Raw genomic sequence first — 15,179 nt, forward strand, 5'->3', positions numbered from 1 at the left:
TCCTTACTCGAGTTCCCAGCCGGAACTCACCGCCTGTCCCCAGTGTTTCTCGGGTCGCCAGATCAGGTGGCCGTTCCCCCGGCGCTCGAAGACGGCCGAGTCGCCCGGTCCGACTTCGGTCTCGGGGTCGGCGTCGGCAAACTCCGTCCAGGGGACGATCTCGAGGTCGGACTCCGGATCGAGCCGGACCTCAAGGTGCTTGGCCTTGACCGCGTCCGACCCGTCGTGTGTGAGCGTCACGCCGGTGGTCGGCTCGTCGAACCCGCCGTCCTGGTACTCGAGTTCGAAGAAGGCGTCGGGCTCTTCGGGTGGTCCGGACGGCGGGTCGCTCGTCTGGCCGGTGGAGTCGATGTCTTCGCCCTCGTCGATCTCGAGCATGAGGTATCCCATGTCGCGACTGTAATCGGCTGAGACCGTGCCGGACACCTCGACGCAGTCGCCGGTCCCGAACCAGTCGGTGTTGAACTCCTTCCGGAGCGGCGTACTCACCTCGGCGTAGCCGGTCCCGTCGGCCACGATCATCTCCGAGTCCGACATCCGGGTGACCGTCCCGCGGATCGACACCTGGTCCGGGTGCTCCATGTCGAGCACGCTCTCGTACAGCGCCCCCAGTTCCCGGTCCCCGGGCGTACACTCCGGTTCCAGCACGCCGAAACAGCCTGCCGTGAGTCCTGCAGCCCCGACGGTCGCCAGTACGTCTCGTCGCTGCATACGCCGTCATGATTGGGAGACATACATATACGTTTTCCAATCACTTCTGCCGTAGACGTCACCGGACGGGCCGTCGGCGTGCCGGAAGGAAAGATACTCGGCCGCGCTCGCCCGAGACGGTGCCATGACCGATTACTTCGAGGTCCACGAGCGGGACGGGGCGGCCCGTATCGGGGAACTCCGGCTCGCGGACTCTCTCACCACGCCCGCGCTGGCCGACGAGGTCGTCACCGACGCGGGCAGTCTCTGGCCCGAGGACCGCGAGGTCCCCGACGGCGACGAATCGACGCTCACCGTGCTCCCCCATCGGGGCCTGCCGGCCGGGACACCCGACGAGGTCGCGGACGCATTCGCCGTCGACTACCCGGACGTGGACTACCCCAGCGCCGCGGTCGTCTCGCCCGAGACCGCGACCGATCACGGCACCGACGCCTACGTCCTCTCGAACGCCAGCGGTTACGCCGGCCACGCCGCCGCGTTCGTGGACGCCATACTCTCGGTGCGGGAGGCCACACCTGCCGACACCGCGCTGTATCTCCCGGGCGTCGCCACGCCCGCCAACGTCGCGACGCTGATCTATGCCGGCGTCGACCTCGTGGACACGGATCGCGCCGTCCTGCGGGGTACCCAGGGCTTCTACCAGGCGACCGACGGCGAGTACTTTCTCGAAGATCTGGACGAACTCCCCTGTGCCTGTCCGGCCTGCCAGCAGTCCCGCGAGGCGTTCGACCGCGAGGACTGTGCCGAGCACAACCAGCGCGCCCTGGCCGCGGAACTCGCGCGGGTCCGCCGCCGGATCCGCGACGGGTCGCTCCGGGACTACATCGAGGGGCAGGCTCGCCACGACCAGTGGCTCACCGCTACGTTCCGCCGACTGGACCAGCAGTACGGCTACCTCGAACAGCGCACGCCGGTCGTCCGCCGCGGGGAGATCACGGCCGCGACCGACGACACTCTCGGGCGAGTGGAGATCCAGCGCTTCGCCGAACGCGTGACGACGCGGTACCGCAACCGCTTCTCCAGCCCCCTCGTCCTGGTGCCCTGCTCGGCGAAGAAACCCTACAGCGAGTCACAGAGCCACGGCCAGTACCACGACGTGATCCAGTGGCGCGCCCACGTCGCCTCGATGACCTCGCCCATCGGCGTCGTCCCACAGGAACTGGAATGCACCTACCCCGCCCAGCACTACGACTCCGTCGTGACGGGGGAGTGGACCGCCACCGAGATCGAGTTCGTCAGCGACGTGCTGGAGGCCTACCTCCGGCGCAACGACTACCCCGAAGTGATCGCCCACGTCCCGCCCGAGGGCTACCGCGAGATCGTCGAGCGCGCCACGGCCGACCTCGATGTGGACCCCGTCTTCACCGTCGACGATCACCCGACGACCAGCGACTCCCTGTCGAACCTCGCGGCCGAACTGGAGGGGGAACTGACGTACCCGAAACGCGAGCGCGAACACAACACGATCCGGGCGATCGCAGACTACCAGTTCGGGGCTGGAGCCGGGGACGACCTGTTCGACGACCTCCGCACCGAGTCACGGTACCCGAAACTGCGGGTGACCGACGGCGACGGCGAGCAACTGGCGGCGATGGTCCCCGAGTACGGCGTCCTCTCGCTGACGCTCGCCGGCGCACGCCAGTGGGTCGACAGCGACGCGCCGGTCAAACGCGTCGAGATCGACGCCTTCGTGCCCCACGGGAGCGTCCTCGCGCCGGGGGTGGTCGACGCCACCGAGTCGATCCGGCCGGGTGACGAGGTGGTGATCGAAGGGCCGGCCGCCTTCGGCGTCGGCCGCGCGGCCATGAGCGGGCCGGAGATGGTCGAGTCGACGCGGGGCATCGCCAGCCAGGTCCGACACGTCGAGGAGCGGTAATTCCAGCACCCTGAAGCGGAAGTTTATTGCTGTCTTCTCCGGGAGAACCCCCTAGATGAAGCGCATATTGCTGACTGTGGCGGTCGCCGCGATGCTCGTACTGGCGGGCTGTAACGGCGGCGGCCAGGGGACGGCGTCCCCCAACGCGAACGAGACCGCGACGAACGGAACAGGGACCGGAACGCAGGCCGAGACCGAGTTGCGCAGTCCGAACGTGTCGGATTCGCTCGGCATCGACGTGTCGCCGGTCGGGCCGGGTAGTGGCGGCATGGACGCACTGTCGTCGGACCTGTACCCGCCGGGGGTCGATAGCTCCGGCGTCACCAACGCGACGGCACTGGTAAACAGCCACTTCGAGGCTGCTGGGGCCAACGCCGAGACGCGGATGGCTTTCACCTCCAGCGGCGGGACGCTCGGACTCGTCCACCGGAACGGCTCCGCCGGCGAACGGCTCCGGTACGTCAACGAGACGACCGGCAGAGCGGGGACCTGGTGGCGCTCCGGGTCGACCGTCGTTCGGCGAAACACGTCACAGTCGCCACCGGTCACCTACTCCAACGGTGAGACGAACCTCTACACGGGTTATCAGGTCCTCGGTCTCTTCCGGGTAATCCCGTTCGCCACGCTCAACTCGATGTCCCTGTCGGTCGACGGGACGACGACCGTCGACGGCCAGCAGGTCGTTCGCCTCGCCGTGGACGGCTTCAACCGGTCGGCCTCGAACTGGAACCTCAGGTCGGGACTCCAGGACCCCAGCGGCTACCTCCTCGCCACGCCCGAGGGTGTCATCCGCGAACTGCACTGGGAAGCGACGAACACGAACACGAGCCAGACCGAGAGCATGACCGTGACCGTCTCGGGCGTCGGTTCGACGAGCGTCACCAGGCCCGACTGGGCCGGCGACTACCCCGACGCCACGGTCTCGACGACCAGCGAGGGACAGGTGCTGGCGCTGACTCACGAAGGCGGCGACGCGATCCCGGCCGACACGCGGATCCAGGTCGGCCCAGCCCAGTTTGGCTACGGGAACGTGACGCTCAGCGAGTCCCTGGAGTCCGGTGAGACGCTCTACATCGTCGCCACCGGCCGGTTCGGTGACTCGGAGGTCACCGCGAGCGTTGGAAGCCAGCCCGACGTGCCCGAGAACGCCGCCTCGTTCTCCCGCCGGGTCCCGTCCGTGTCGGCGTTCCTCGACGGCGTCCAGCTCCAGTACGGCCCCGAAGTCGAGACCGAAACCGGCACGAGTACCGGCCTCGGCGCTGGCGCGTAACCACCCCGCCGGGACGTTTTAGTTCGCGCCACCCCTCGCGAGGGTATGGACGAGATCGCACTCGCCGTCCCCGAACCCATTCTCGACTCGCTCCCCGACGACGACGGTGCGGCCGAACAGGACATGAAACGGGCCGTCGAAGGCTGGGAGCGACGGATCAACCGCGCGATTCGCGACGAGTCCAAGGAGGACGCCGCCGGCTACGTCCTCGACGCCATCGAACTGTTCGAGGAGCGGATGGACACCTACGACGCCTTCGTCCCGGAGTTGCGGGCCTGGGGCCAGTCGCCGATCTACGCCATCTGCTGGCGCAACCTCATGGCCGACCTGATCGGGCAACTCTACGAACACGAGGAACTGGCCGACCGGCTGGATCGGGAGCGCAACCAGCGCGTCGTCGAGGACGGCATCCGCCTGCGGGATCTCTGAAGCGACGGGGATTTATGCCGGCTCCGCCCCTGTAGGGCGGTATGCACCTCGAATGCCGGTTCTTCGCCACCTACCGGGCTATCGTCGGGCAGAAGTCCCTCGACCGGGAGTTCCCCGACGGGGCGACGGTCGCCGAGGTCCTCTCGACGCTGGAGGCGGAGTACCCCGACCTCGAAGCGCAGTTGCTCGACGAGGACGGGACGATCCGGCCCCAGCTGTCGATCCTCAAGAACGGCCGGGACGTGACCCACATGGACGGCGGTGAGACGCTCCTCGAAGACGGCGACTCCCTGTCGGTGTTCCCGCCGGTCGCGGGCGGGGCGAGTGGGGTGAGCTGATGCGCCGCGAGGAGGCCTTCAGGGGGATCTCCAAGCGGCTCGCGGTCCACTACCTCGAGAATCTCGGCGGCGAACTCGTCGCGGGCGAGCGTGAGGACAATGCGGAAGCCGAGGTCGCCGGCGAGGACTGGACGGCCACGCTGTCGGTCGAGAAGGTCTCGGTCGCCGGCTCGATGAAGCTGACGGAGGTGTCGGTCGTCTTCGAGGGCGAGGACGACCTCGACGAACTCGTCGAGCAGTTCACGCAGAAAGCGATGCGAGCGGGTGGCTGATGGCTGGCGACCCCATCGAGGGGGAAGTGCTCGTCCTCGTGGCGGCGAAAGCGAGCGTCGGCCCCCAGCGGCTCCCGGACCTGGTCGACCGCGTGGCCGCGGATCTGCGCCCCAAACGCGAAACTTACACCCGCGAGTACGAACGCGCCTACGAGACCGACGACAGGACGGCCTTCTTCGTGGAGGACGGCCACTGGCAGGCGATTCGAGACCGACTCGATCTCGGCGAGCGCGAGGGAGACGCCGTGCGACGGGCCCACCACGAACAGTTGACTCGTGACGGCCGGCGACTGGGCCGGATCGAGGAGTTCGAGACAGCCCTGGAGATCAGAGAGTGTGTGGTGCTCGGGACCGAGGCGTAGCGGTGTCGGTCTCTCCCGCAACCAGATCGAACGCAACCGCGAGCGCCGGGTCCGCACCCCAGTAGACGAATCGGTACCGGCCAGCAGGGAGCCCGGGGCAGACGGTGAAGCGGTCGTCGGTCCCGCCGGTAAATTCCGTGGCGTCGAGTGGGAGCGTCCACTCGAATCCCTTACCGGGTTCGTGGAGAATCCCGATGTCGGTGTACGCGACTGGATCCTCGGCAGAGTGGACACGCACGTCTTGCCATCCCGGGTCGGTGCGAACCTCGAAGCCGAATTTTCGTCTATTCCCGGTCATCTCTTTCTCGTTCCCGGTGTTCGTCAGCGTGACCGTCGCTTCGTCGCCCCGCCGATATTCGTGTCTCTCGATCCGGAGCGCGAACGGGTCGCCGTTCTCGGCGGGACCACCCCACACGACCGAATCGTACCAGCTATCGAACCGCTCGGCACCCTCTCGCTCGCAGTGAAGTGGGTCCGGGATGCTCGCTGGTTCGCCGCTCGGGCGGACGTTTCCGGAGAGGGCGTCGGGTTCGGTGCCATCGCCGCCCCGCCCCGAACAGCCGGCGACGCCGACCGCGACCCCGACACCACAGCCTCGGAGCAGTCGCCGGCGCGTGATCGGCTCCATGTCGGCCATTCCGCAGGTCCGGGTAAGTGTCTTCTGTCAGTCCAGAAAGGCCAACAGTTCTTCGCTGACAGCCTCGGGCACGTCACACTGCACCCAGTGGCTGGCTTCGGGGAAGCGCTCGACCCGGAGGTCCGGAATCCACTCGTCCAGCCCCTCCGAGATGCCGACGCCGAGGGCGGCGTCCTGTTCGCCCCACAGCACCAGCGTGGGGACCGTAATCTCGGTGTCGCCCGGCGGATCGAAAACGCGGCGGAGGCCGGGCAGGGTGGCCTTGGCCATCGGGACGCCGATGCCGTCGACGTACGCGCGGTAGTAGTTGACGGCGGCGCGGGCGGCACCCGGGCGGGCGAAGGCCTCCCGGTAGCGCCGGATGTCCTCCTCGTCGAAGGCGTCGGGGTTCGCGGGCTGGTCGCGGAACACCTCGCCGACGGCGCGGGCCCCGCCCGCCGAGAGCAACCGTTCGGGGAGCCACGGCACCTGGAAGAACAGGACGTACCACGACCGTTTCAACTGCGCGAGGTCGAACTCGCGGGCGAACGCCGCCGGGTGGGGTGCGTTCATGACGGTCAGGCTGTCGAGTGCGTCGGGGCGGCCCATTCCGACGGCCCAGGCGATGGCGCCGCCCCAGTCGTGGCCGACGAGGTGGGCGGTCTCGCGGCCCTGGACACGAATCAGGCCGATCACGTCGCCGACGAGGTTCTCGATGGCGTAGCTGTCGACGCCGTGGGGTTTCTCCGAGCGGTTGTAGCCCCGGAGGTCGGGCGCGACGACGCGGTAGCCCGCCTCGGCGAGCGCTGGGAGCTGGTAGCGCCAGGAGTACCAGAACTCCGGAAAGCCGTGCAACAGGACCACGAGGTCGCCGTCCTCTGGGCCGGCGGCGACGTAGTGGAGGCGCACGTCGTCGACGACTGTATTGTGGTGTTCGAGGTCGATGTCGGCGAGTGAGTCCACCATCACACGCCCGCTCGCGGCCGAGTCACTAAGCCGCTCCGACACGACTGCTGGTTCTTTTCTATTTGCCGAGAATTAGCCACCATTTATATAATAATCGTTAACACACGTACGGTCGGAGCGACACAGAACTATGTCCACACGAACCCTCGAAGCGGAACTGTTCGGCCGTGAAACGCGATTCGAGTACTCCGATCACTGGATCGGTTACGCCCTGCTGGGGCTCCGGGTCGTGATGGCCTGGGTGTTCCTGCAGGCAGGCATCGCCAAGCTACTCGAACCCGACTGGACCGCGGCGGGCTTTCTCGCCAATGCCGTCCCGGCCGGAAATCCCTTCGGCGGGCTGTGGGTATCGCTGGCCGGATCGCCCATGGTCGATATGCTCGTGGTATGGGGCCAGCTCCTGATCGGGCTGACCCTGCTCGTCGGTGCGTTCGTCAGGCTCGCCGCCTTCTTCGGGGCGCTCCAGATGATCATGTTCTGGGCGGCCCACCTTGAAGGCGGGCTGATGGCCGGGTTCCCCATCGAACACGGCTTCTTCGTCAGTAGCCACATCGTCTACGCCATCCTGCTGTTCGGCCTCGGTGCCATCGGCGCGGGCCGGATCCTCGGCGTCGACGCGTGGCTCGAGGAGCAGTCGTTCGTGCGGTCGAACCCGTGGCTTCGGGTGTTCCTCGGATAGGCCGCATAGTGGGGGTTCGCGGTCGGTGCCGTCGCGGTGGCGGTACTGACGGTCGGTTTTTTCGCGGTCAGTCGTCGACGTGTCCTACCGGTCGCGAGCGGTAGCGAGCGACCGGCTTTTTCGCCCACGTTTTTCAAGGAGCGGTGGCGCGCCATGGGCGCGCCACCCGACGCAAAAAAAGGTGGTTAGTCGTCGCCGGGCGCGGCCGCGCCGGAGTCGCCCATGGAGACGCCGGTGCCGGGGCCCACGTCGATGTCGAGTTCGTCGAGTTTCTCGTCGGGGACGACGCCGTCGACCCAGTCACGGACCTCGTAGTACTCTTCTTTGAGCTGGTCGAGTTCCGCGAGCTCGCCCTCGCTGGCTCCCTGTGCGGGGATGGCGTTCTCGTGGCCCTCCACGAAGCGGTCGGGCAGATCGTCGTCGTCGCCGTCGAAGCCGGCGAGGTTGTTGTAGTACCGTTCCAGGTTGTAGATGCGTTCGCCGGCGGTCATCAGGTCCTCCTCGCTCACGTCGAGACCGGTCATCCCGCTGTACTGCAGGACGTACTCCTCGATGCCCTCCGCGAAGGCGTTGAACTTGCAGATGTCGAAGGAGTCGCTGATGGCGTGCATATCCTGGAAGGTGGCACAGAGCTCACCCTTGCCCTCGGGGTCGTAGGGGTCGACCTTCTGGGGGACGCCCAGGATCTCGGCGGCGGGGGTGTACCCGCGCAGGTGGCAGGCGCCGCGGTTCGAGGTGGCGTAGCCGATGGCCATGCCCTTCATACACCGGGGGTCGTAGGCGGCCATGGTCTGGCCCTTGACGGCCAGGGAGTTCTCGTGGGCGTCGAACGCCTCGGCGAGGTGGTTCGGGCCCTCGGCCATGTGGTCGGCCAGCTCGGTCTCGCGGTGGCCGATCCGCTCGATGAGGTCGATCATCTCGTCCGCGTCGCCCCAGTCGATGGAGTCCTCGAAGTCGAGTTTCCCCTCCTCGATCATCTCCATCGCCATCGCGATGGTGTTGCCGGTGTCGATGGTGTCCATCCCGAGGTCGTTACAGAGATCGAGCATCACCGCGATTCGGTCGCGGTCGTGGTGGCCCGAGTTCGGCCCGAGCGCCCAGGCGGACTCGTACTCGTAGGACTCCATCCGGACGTTCATCTCCTCGCCTTTGTGCATCGCCTGGACCTCGACTTCCTTCTTGCAGGCGACCGGACAGGAGTGACAGGTGGGCTCGTCCACGAGGATATTCTCCCGGACGTTCTCCCCGGAGACTTTCTCGGAGTCGATGATGCGCTCGCCGTCGCCTTCGGCGTCGGACATGGACTTCGTCGAGGAGTACCGGCCGTTCTTGGTCGGGAGGCCGTCCATCTCCTCGGTGACGTTCATCAGGACGTTCGTGCCGTACAGCGAGAGCCCGCCCTCGTTGGGTGCGGTCACGTCCGACTCCTGGATGACCTGCATGGCCTGTTTGTGGCCTTTCTTGAACGTCTCCGGGTCCTCGGGCTGGGGCATCTTCGTCGAGGACTTGACCACGACGGCTTTCAGGTTCTTCGACCCCATCACACAGCCGGTGCCGCCACGGCCCGAGGCGCGGTCGTCCTCGTTGATGATGCAGGCGTACTTGATCTCGTTCTCCCCGGCCTGTCCGATCGCCATCATCGAGAGGTTCTTGCCGTAGGACCCCTCGACTTCCTCCTCCAACTGGTCGCGTGTCTCGTGGACGCCCGTGCCCCAGAGATGGGAGGCGTCCCGGAGTTCGACCTCGCCGTCCTCGACGACGGCGTAGACGGGCTCGTCGGCCTTGCCCTCGAACAGCAGGCCGTCGAAGCCGGCCCACTTGAGCCGTGCACCCGACCAGCCACCGTGGTGGGAGTCGGTCACCTGCCCGGCGATGGGCGACTTCGTGCAGATAGCGATCCGACCGCTCATCGTCGTCTGTGTGCCCGTGAGCGGCCCGTTCATGAACGCGAGCAGGTTGTCCTCGCCCAGGGGATCCACGTCGGGGCCCTGGTCGAAGACGTACTTGACGCCGAGCCCGCGCGCGCCGATGTACTTCTCCGCGTCCTCGTCGTCGATGCCCTCGTACTGTACGTCCCCCGCGCTCAAATCGACGCGAGCGACGGTGTCGTGGAATCCTCCGAGGTCTGTCATAAGTTAACGTACCGTGATAACATAAGGGCTGAAGCCTGTTAGTCGTTCCCAGGCGGCAGTAACTGGTTCTGGTTATGTCCTGGCTGATAAACGGCCATTCATATCCGGCAGAACGGTATGGCGGCGCTACGTGGGTCCTCGGACGAGTCGTCGACGGCAGGTGGGCCGCCGACAGTCGGTACCGTCGAATCGGCTCGACACGGGCGCGCCGCGGTGAGGGATCCGAGGGGATTTGGCTGTCCGGCGATCAGCCATCCGTATGCAGTGGCCGCCCGGCCGCAACACGGCCAGCTCAGTCCGCGCAGTGCCTGCCGTCTGCTACGCCGTGATCGTGCTGGGTGCCTCGGTCGTGGAGCCGCCGGCTGGTGGGCTAACACCGACCGGTCCGCTCGGGCTGGTCGGCGTCGACAAGTGGGTCCACGCCGTCGGGTACGCGACCCTCGCTGTGCTTCTGGCGTACGCGCTGCGGGCGACGACGACGCGACGGCTGGTGGTCGTGGCCGCTCTCGCGATCGCGTACGGGGCCGGAATCGAGGTCGTACAGTCGTTCCTCCCGTTCCGGGCGTTCAGTCTCGCCGACGCGTTGGCCAACGCCGTCGGTGTGTCGCTGGTCGTGATCGTCGGCCTCGTGTCGCGGTGTGTGACACGAGTGAGAAGCGGTCGGTCGGGATCGGACTAGAGTCCGAGATAGACTTCCATCAGTTCCTCTTCGTCGGAGAGTTCCGCCGGCGACCCGTCGAAGGCGAGTTCGCCCGCGACGAGGATGTTGACGTGATCGGCCAGGCGGAGCGCGGCCGTCACGTTCTGTTCGATGAGGATGACGCGCGCGCCGCGGTCGACCAGCCGTTCGACGAGTTCGAAGGCGTCCTCGACCAGCGCCGGTGAGAGCCCCGCACTCGGTTCGTCGAGCAGGAACGTGTCCGCACCGGTCATCATCGCTCGTCCGAGACTCACCATCATCTGCTGGCCGCCCGACAGCGAGGACGCCCTGTCGCCCAGTTTGTCTTCGAGTGCCGGGAACGCGTCGAGGACCTCCTCGCGGCGACGCCGATAGGCATCCTGTTCGGAGACGGTGAAGCCGCCGACCCGAAGGTTCTCTTCGACGGTGAGCGTTCCGAAGACACCCCCGCCCTGCGGGACCGTCGCGATTCCCTCGCGGACGATCTCGTCCGGTGTGGCGTTCGAGAGGTCCACGTCACCGTACGTGATCGTCCCCTCCCAGATCGGGACGATCCCGTTGAGGGTCTTCAGCAGCGTCGACTTCCCGCTGCCGTTTGGCCCGAACAGGCAGGTGATCCCCTCGTGTGACTGGATGTCCACGTCGTGGATGACCTCGTGATCGCCGTAGCCCGTGACGATTCCCTCCGCGCGGAGGACCGGCGGGCTCGCCTCGCTCCGACTCGTCTGCTGTGGTGTGTCGGCGCTCATACTGGCACCTCGTCGTCGTCGGCCGATCCGAGGTAGGCCTCGCGGACGCGGTCGTCCGTGCTGACTTCCTCGAAGGTGCCCTGGACGATGTGTCGGCCCTGATCGAGCACCGAGACGGTGTCGACGATCTGTTTGAGGACGTCCATGTCGTGTTCGATAATCATGAACGTCGTCCCTCGATCGTTGAGTTCTCGCAGGTGTTCGAGGATACGATCGGCCAGTGCGGGATTGACACCCGCGGTCGGTTCGTCCAGCAGGATACACTCCGGATCGAGCATCAGTACCCGACCCAGTCCGAGGAGTTTCTTCTGGCCCCCGCTCATCCCGCTCGCGTCGTCGTCGGCGATGTGATCGATGTCGAGAAACTCGAGGATTTCCTGGGCCCGCTCGTGCTCGTCGACGGACTTCGGCGTCTGGACGGCCAGCATATTCTGCCGGACGGTCATGTTGCCAAACGGCGCGGCGATCTGGAACGTCCGCCCGACTCCCTCGCGGGCGATGCGGTGGGACTCCCAGCCGGTGATGTCGGTGCCGTCGAAGGTGACTGTCCCCTCGTCGGGCGTATAAAAGCCCGTCAGGGAGTTGAAGAAGGTCGTCTTCCCGCTCCCGTTCGGGCCGATGAGGCCGCGGATCTCGCCGCGGTCGACGCCCAGTGTGATCTCGTCGTTCGCAGTCAGTGCGCCGAACCGTTTCGTGAGGCCGTCGGTCTGGAGTAGTGTCTCGGACATGGTTACAGGATGTCGAATTTCTCGGCGAGTTCGCGCAGGTTCTGCTTGACGTCCTCGCGGCCGACCTCACCGCGGAGGATCCCGATGACGCCACTGGGCGCGAACAGCACGGTCACCATGATGAGCAGTCCGATCAGTGGCAGGTAGATCGTCGTGTTCCCGAGGAACAGCGAGGACAGGCGGTTGAGCAGGAAGATCAGCACCCCGCCGATGATGGGGCCACCGATGGTGCCCAGTCCGCCAAGAAGCGCCATGATGATCATCTGGTCGGTGATGATCGGCGCGAGCACGTCGTTCGGGTGGATGAACGTGATGTAGTACGCGTTCGCACCGCCGAACAGCGCGGCGATGACACACGAGATGACGTACACCCGCCGCTTGATCTTCGTGGCGTCGATGCCAAGCGACTGGGCGGCGTCCTCGTGGTCCCGGATGGCCTTCACCCGGAAGCCGAACTCGCTGTGCTCGAAGAGGAAGTAGGCCAGCGCGATGGTCCCCAGCGTGAGTACCATCATCAGGTAGTAGAAGAACATCTCGTCGGGCCAGCCGACCAGCGGGATGCCGGACGTGCCGGGGCCCGTCGGGAACGTCATCCCGTAGGTGCCGCCGGTGATCTCCAGGATGAGCGCGAGTTCCTTGATCGCTTCCGCGAACGCCCAGGTCGCGATGGCGAAGTAGGCCCCGGAGAGTCGGAGTGTCGGGACGCCGACGACGTAGGCCAGCACGGCACAGAACACACCCGCGATCAGGAGACCGGCGACGAACGGCAGTTCGAGTTCGACCATGACGATCCCGGTGACGAACGCGCCGACGCCGAAGTACGCACCGTGGCCGAAGTCGAGGTACCCGGCGTAGCCGCCGATCATGTTCCAGGACTGGGCCAGGCCGATCCACATCAGCGCGCCGAGCGCGATGCGCGTCCAGAACGTGCTAAGCGCGAACGGCAACACCGCCAGGACGACCGCGCCGATACCGAACAGCCAGAGGTGCGCGTCGTCCCGTCCGAGCAGCGCCTGGAACCGGTCACGAACCGTCAGGTCGTTTTCGGTTCCCACGTCAAGCCACCTCCCCCTTGCCGAGCAGTCCTTCGGGCCGGACCAGCAGGAGCACGTAGATCATCCCGAACAGGACGAAAAACACCAGCTCGCCGCCGAGGTAGACCGCCGTCAGCGACTGGGCCAGTCCGAGGACGATCCCGCTGATGATGATGCCGGGCAGGTAGCCAAGCCCCGCGAGCACGATCATGAAGAACGCGAACGCGGTGTACTGCAGGCCCATCCCGGGACCGGCCGAGTAGATGAGACCGATGAACACGCCACCCGTCGCCGTCAGGCCGGCGTAGACCCCGTAGGCGATGGACTGGTAGCGGTTGATGTTGACGCCCATCAGGCGGGCGATGTCGCGGTCCTCGGCGATGGCCCGGATGGCCGTCCCGCCGGTCGTCCGGTAGAGGTAGTACATGAACGCGACGAGCGAGAGCACGCCCACGACGGCGGTGACGACGCGCACTTCCGGGAACGTCCCGAGCCCGCCGATCTCGATGCCGCCACTCAGGGCGTTGGTCGGCACGTTGCGCGTGTTCGGGCCGAAGATCGTCAGGATCGACCCGCGCATGAAGGTCGCGAGTCCGAACGTGAACACGAGTCCCATCAGCAACGGCATCGGTCTGTCGCCCGTCGTCACGTGGTGGATGAACGGCTGGATGACGACGCCCACCAGGAAGAAGGCGACGAACGCCAGCGGCACCACCAACAGCCCCTCGCCGCCGACCATCGGGGCGACGATGGCACCGGTAAAGGCCCCGAGCATCACGTACTCACCGACGGCGAAGTCGATGATCTCCAGGACACCGAACACGAGCGCGAAGCCCACGCCGACGGTAACGTAAATGCCCCCAAGTAGCAGGCCGTTTATAATCGACTGACTGAGGAGTTCTGTGGAGACCATCGTCTCACTCACTGACGGGGTAGTTGGCCTCGGACGCGGACGCGGACGAACCGACGACCACGGCCTCGTCGTCGTCACCCTGCAACTGGACTGGGAGCGGACTCGTCGTCGTGTTGTTGTGGTAGAAGTCCCCCTCCTTGTCGAAGGTCACGTCGCCGTAGAAGGTCTGGACCTCGATGTCCTCGAGGATACTCACGAGCTTGCTCTGTTCGGTGTCCGACAGCGGCGGGGCTGCGCCCAGTTCTTCGAGTGCCTGCTGGTAGACGATGCCCGCAGCGCTCGAGGCGGCCTGGGTGTAGTCCGGCGACTGGTCGAACTCGTCCCGGGCGGCCTTGGCGTAGTCCGCGGCGGAGCCGAACAGCTTGCCGCCGGTCCGCTCGATGCTCGGGAGCCACACCGTCGCCCCGAACGTCCCCGAGGCGTCGCCGCCGAGCCCGTCTTTGAAGTCCGACGTGTTCACGCCGTAGTGACAGAAAAAGCCGTTCGGATCGTAGTTCAACTGGTCCGCTGCCTTCAGGAGGCTCACGTGGCTCCCGATGTGTCCGCCGTGGAAGTGGAGGTCGGGATCCTCGCTTTTCGCGCTACTGACGACGCTCGTCCAGTCGGTGTCGGACGGGTTCAGGTCGTAGGCCAGCACCTCGACGCCCTTGTTTTCGGCCGCGTCACGCATCGCGCTCGCCGTTGCCTTCGAGAACGGTCCGTTGACACCGCTGACGTACACGGACTCCGCAGTTGGATCCAGCGAGAGGATCTCCTCGGCCGCCTGCCGTGCGATCAGCGTCACCGTCGGGACGGTCCCGAACGTGTGCTTGTACTGTTCCTCCCAGATGCGCGGTGACTCGGCACTGCCGGAGATGTGTGGCGTCTGGTTTTTCTCCATGATGGGCGCCACGGCCAGCGTGACGTTACTGGAGTACGGTCCCAGAACCGCGTCGACCTTCTCGCTGGTGATCATCTGTGAGGCCGCGTCCGCACCCGTACTCGGGTCGGACTTGGCGTCCGCGTAGGTGAGTTCGACCTCGTAGCTGCTGCCGTCGACCTCGATACCGCCGTTCTCGTTGATCGTCTTCTTCCAGAGGTCGTACCCACGCCGGGTAACCTCGCCACCGAAGCGGAGGTCCCCAGACAGGGACGTCACCACGCCGAACTTGAACTTGTCCCCGCCTCTGTCCGAGCCGCCACCGAGACAGCCGGCCACGCCCGTGACACCGAGTGCTCCCGTCAGTCCCGCCGCCTTCGTGAATTGCCGCCTGTTCACCGTATTCTTGAGGTTATCTCGCATACTGATTCCTCATTTTGCACCATACTATATAATAGTTTTGCAGTTTCGAACTCTATTCAGCATTGCACGGCAATATAGAACTGAAACCAATAGACCGTATCCTCTCGCGACGGCGGATTCGTGTCACTTCGCGTCGCGACGAC

At 66.1% G+C, this 15,179-nt stretch carries 17 protein-coding genes; 8 read left to right on the forward strand and 9 right to left on the reverse strand.

What is annotated here, in order from left to right; all coding sequences use genetic code 11:
* Positions 1–3: 3 nt before the first annotated feature.
* Complete coding sequence (locus BMX17_RS13645; RefSeq protein WP_092660972.1) at positions 4–711, reverse strand: OB-fold nucleic acid binding domain-containing protein; 708 nt, start codon at positions 709–711, stop codon at positions 4–6.
* 124 nt (positions 712–835) lie between these two features.
* Between BMX17_RS13645 and arcS the strand changes: the two genes are divergently transcribed.
* From arcS to BMX17_RS13675, 6 genes are read left to right on the forward strand one after another with little or no spacing between them, the layout of a single operon-like run.
* Positions 836–2,587: an archaeosine synthase subunit alpha gene (gene arcS / locus BMX17_RS13650; protein WP_092660975.1), complete on the forward strand. Its 1,752-nt coding sequence runs from the start codon at positions 836–838 to the stop codon at positions 2,585–2,587.
* A 55-nt stretch (positions 2,588–2,642) separates the two neighbouring features.
* Positions 2,643–3,857, forward strand: a complete 1,215-nt coding sequence (locus BMX17_RS13655; protein WP_092660977.1) for a hypothetical protein — start codon at positions 2,643–2,645, stop codon at positions 3,855–3,857.
* A gap of 45 nt (positions 3,858–3,902) precedes the next feature.
* Positions 3,903–4,286, forward strand: coding sequence for a DUF7971 family protein (locus BMX17_RS13660; RefSeq protein ID WP_092660979.1), 384 nt, complete (start codon positions 3,903–3,905; stop codon positions 4,284–4,286).
* Between the two features lie 41 nt (positions 4,287–4,327).
* Positions 4,328–4,624 carry a ubiquitin-like small modifier protein 1 gene (locus BMX17_RS13665; RefSeq protein WP_092660981.1) on the forward strand — a complete coding sequence of 99 codons (297 nt, stop codon included), beginning with the start codon at positions 4,328–4,330 and terminating at the stop codon, positions 4,622–4,624.
* Positions 4,624–4,896, forward strand: a complete 273-nt coding sequence (locus BMX17_RS13670) for a MoaD-like domain-containing protein (protein ID WP_092660983.1) — start codon at positions 4,624–4,626, stop codon at positions 4,894–4,896. Before BMX17_RS13665 ends, BMX17_RS13670 begins: the two co-directional genes overlap by 1 nt.
* Positions 4,896–5,258: a DUF8048 family protein gene (locus BMX17_RS13675; protein WP_092660985.1), complete on the forward strand. Its 363-nt coding sequence runs from the start codon at positions 4,896–4,898 to the stop codon at positions 5,256–5,258. Before BMX17_RS13670 ends, BMX17_RS13675 begins: the two co-directional genes overlap by 1 nt.
* On the opposite strand, the gene BMX17_RS13680 is transcribed toward BMX17_RS13675, so the two are convergent.
* Entirely contained in the window at positions 5,224–5,886 is a 663-nt protein-coding gene (locus tag BMX17_RS13680) for a hypothetical protein (protein ID WP_139203519.1), read from the reverse strand. The genes BMX17_RS13675 and BMX17_RS13680 overlap by 35 nt on opposite strands.
* Positions 5,887–5,922: 36 nt before the next feature.
* A complete protein-coding gene (locus BMX17_RS13685) occupies positions 5,923–6,840 on the reverse strand; it encodes an alpha/beta fold hydrolase (protein ID WP_092660989.1) in 918 nt (305 codons plus the stop codon).
* A gap of 130 nt (positions 6,841–6,970) precedes the next feature.
* Here BMX17_RS13685 and BMX17_RS13690 point away from each other — a divergent pair, with 130 nt between their 5' ends.
* Entirely contained in the window at positions 6,971–7,519 is a 549-nt protein-coding gene (locus BMX17_RS13690) for a DoxX family protein (RefSeq protein ID WP_092660991.1), read from the forward strand.
* A gap of 185 nt (positions 7,520–7,704) precedes the next feature.
* On the opposite strand, the gene BMX17_RS13695 is transcribed toward BMX17_RS13690, so the two are convergent.
* Complete coding sequence (locus tag BMX17_RS13695) at positions 7,705–9,651, reverse strand: aldehyde ferredoxin oxidoreductase family protein (protein WP_092660993.1); 1,947 nt, start codon at positions 9,649–9,651, stop codon at positions 7,705–7,707.
* Between the two features lie 259 nt (positions 9,652–9,910).
* On the opposite strand from BMX17_RS13695, the gene BMX17_RS13700 reads away from it, so the two are divergent.
* The gene (locus tag BMX17_RS13700; RefSeq protein WP_092660995.1) at positions 9,911–10,330 is read left to right on the forward strand and encodes a VanZ family protein; all 420 of its coding nucleotides are present in this window, start codon (positions 9,911–9,913) and stop codon (positions 10,328–10,330) included.
* On the opposite strand, the gene BMX17_RS26685 is transcribed toward BMX17_RS13700, so the two are convergent.
* Genes BMX17_RS26685 through BMX17_RS13720 form a run of 5 tightly spaced genes read right to left on the reverse strand, consistent with a single transcriptional unit; the run spans position 10,327 to position 15,036 of the window.
* The gene (locus BMX17_RS26685) at positions 10,327–11,079 is read right to left on the reverse strand and encodes an ABC transporter ATP-binding protein (protein WP_211611339.1); all 753 of its coding nucleotides are present in this window, start codon (positions 11,077–11,079) and stop codon (positions 10,327–10,329) included. The two genes, BMX17_RS13700 and BMX17_RS26685, sit on opposite strands and share 4 nt — an antisense overlap.
* Positions 11,076–11,807: an ABC transporter ATP-binding protein gene (locus BMX17_RS26690; RefSeq protein ID WP_211611340.1), complete on the reverse strand. Its 732-nt coding sequence runs from the start codon at positions 11,805–11,807 to the stop codon at positions 11,076–11,078. Before BMX17_RS26690 ends, BMX17_RS26685 begins: the two co-directional genes overlap by 4 nt.
* Positions 11,808–11,809: 2 nt before the next feature.
* On the reverse strand, positions 11,810–12,862 hold the full coding sequence (locus BMX17_RS13710) for a branched-chain amino acid ABC transporter permease (RefSeq protein WP_244515008.1): 1,053 nt from the start codon (positions 12,860–12,862) through the stop codon (positions 11,810–11,812).
* Position 12,863: 1 nt separating this feature from the next.
* Positions 12,864–13,766: a branched-chain amino acid ABC transporter permease gene (locus BMX17_RS13715; RefSeq protein ID WP_244515009.1), complete on the reverse strand. Its 903-nt coding sequence runs from the start codon at positions 13,764–13,766 to the stop codon at positions 12,864–12,866.
* Positions 13,759–15,036 (reverse strand): amino acid ABC transporter substrate-binding protein, encoded by a 1,278-nt coding sequence (locus tag BMX17_RS13720; RefSeq protein WP_092660997.1) that lies wholly within the window; start codon positions 15,034–15,036, stop codon positions 13,759–13,761. The genes BMX17_RS13715 and BMX17_RS13720 overlap by 8 nt, the downstream gene beginning before the upstream one ends.
* Between the last annotated feature and the right edge of the window lie 143 nt (positions 15,037–15,179).

Source organism: Halorientalis persicus, assembly GCF_900110215.1.
Lineage (GTDB): Archaea > Halobacteriota > Halobacteria > Halobacteriales > Haloarculaceae > Halorientalis > Halorientalis persica.

Bases quoted from the DNA above. Each gene is read 5' to 3' on its own strand.
- BMX17_RS13645 (WP_092660972.1), bottom strand. From the start codon at position 711: ATGCAGCGACGAGACGTACTGGCGACCGTCGGGGCTGCAGGACTCACG.
- arcS (WP_092660975.1), top strand. From the start codon at position 836: ATGACCGATTACTTCGAGGTCCACGAGCGGGACGGGGCGGCCCGTATC.
- BMX17_RS13655 (WP_092660977.1), top strand. From the start codon at position 2,643: ATGAAGCGCATATTGCTGACTGTGGCGGTCGCCGCGATGCTCGTACTG.
- BMX17_RS13660 (WP_092660979.1), top strand. From the start codon at position 3,903: ATGGACGAGATCGCACTCGCCGTCCCCGAACCCATTCTCGACTCGCTC.
- BMX17_RS13665 (WP_092660981.1), top strand. From the start codon at position 4,328: ATGCACCTCGAATGCCGGTTCTTCGCCACCTACCGGGCTATCGTCGGG.
- BMX17_RS13670 (WP_092660983.1), top strand. From the start codon at position 4,624: ATGCGCCGCGAGGAGGCCTTCAGGGGGATCTCCAAGCGGCTCGCGGTC.
- BMX17_RS13675 (WP_092660985.1), top strand. From the start codon at position 4,896: ATGGCTGGCGACCCCATCGAGGGGGAAGTGCTCGTCCTCGTGGCGGCG.
- BMX17_RS13680 (WP_139203519.1), bottom strand. From the start codon at position 5,886: ATGGAGCCGATCACGCGCCGGCGACTGCTCCGAGGCTGTGGTGTCGGG.
- BMX17_RS13685 (WP_092660989.1), bottom strand. From the start codon at position 6,840: ATGGTGGACTCACTCGCCGACATCGACCTCGAACACCACAATACAGTC.
- BMX17_RS13690 (WP_092660991.1), top strand. From the start codon at position 6,971: ATGTCCACACGAACCCTCGAAGCGGAACTGTTCGGCCGTGAAACGCGA.
- BMX17_RS13695 (WP_092660993.1), bottom strand. From the start codon at position 9,651: ATGACAGACCTCGGAGGATTCCACGACACCGTCGCTCGCGTCGATTTG.
- BMX17_RS13700 (WP_092660995.1), top strand. From the start codon at position 9,911: ATGCAGTGGCCGCCCGGCCGCAACACGGCCAGCTCAGTCCGCGCAGTG.
- BMX17_RS26685 (WP_211611339.1), bottom strand. From the start codon at position 11,079: ATGAGCGCCGACACACCACAGCAGACGAGTCGGAGCGAGGCGAGCCCG.
- BMX17_RS26690 (WP_211611340.1), bottom strand. From the start codon at position 11,807: ATGTCCGAGACACTACTCCAGACCGACGGCCTCACGAAACGGTTCGGC.
- BMX17_RS13720 (WP_092660997.1), bottom strand. From the start codon at position 15,036: ATGCGAGATAACCTCAAGAATACGGTGAACAGGCGGCAATTCACGAAG.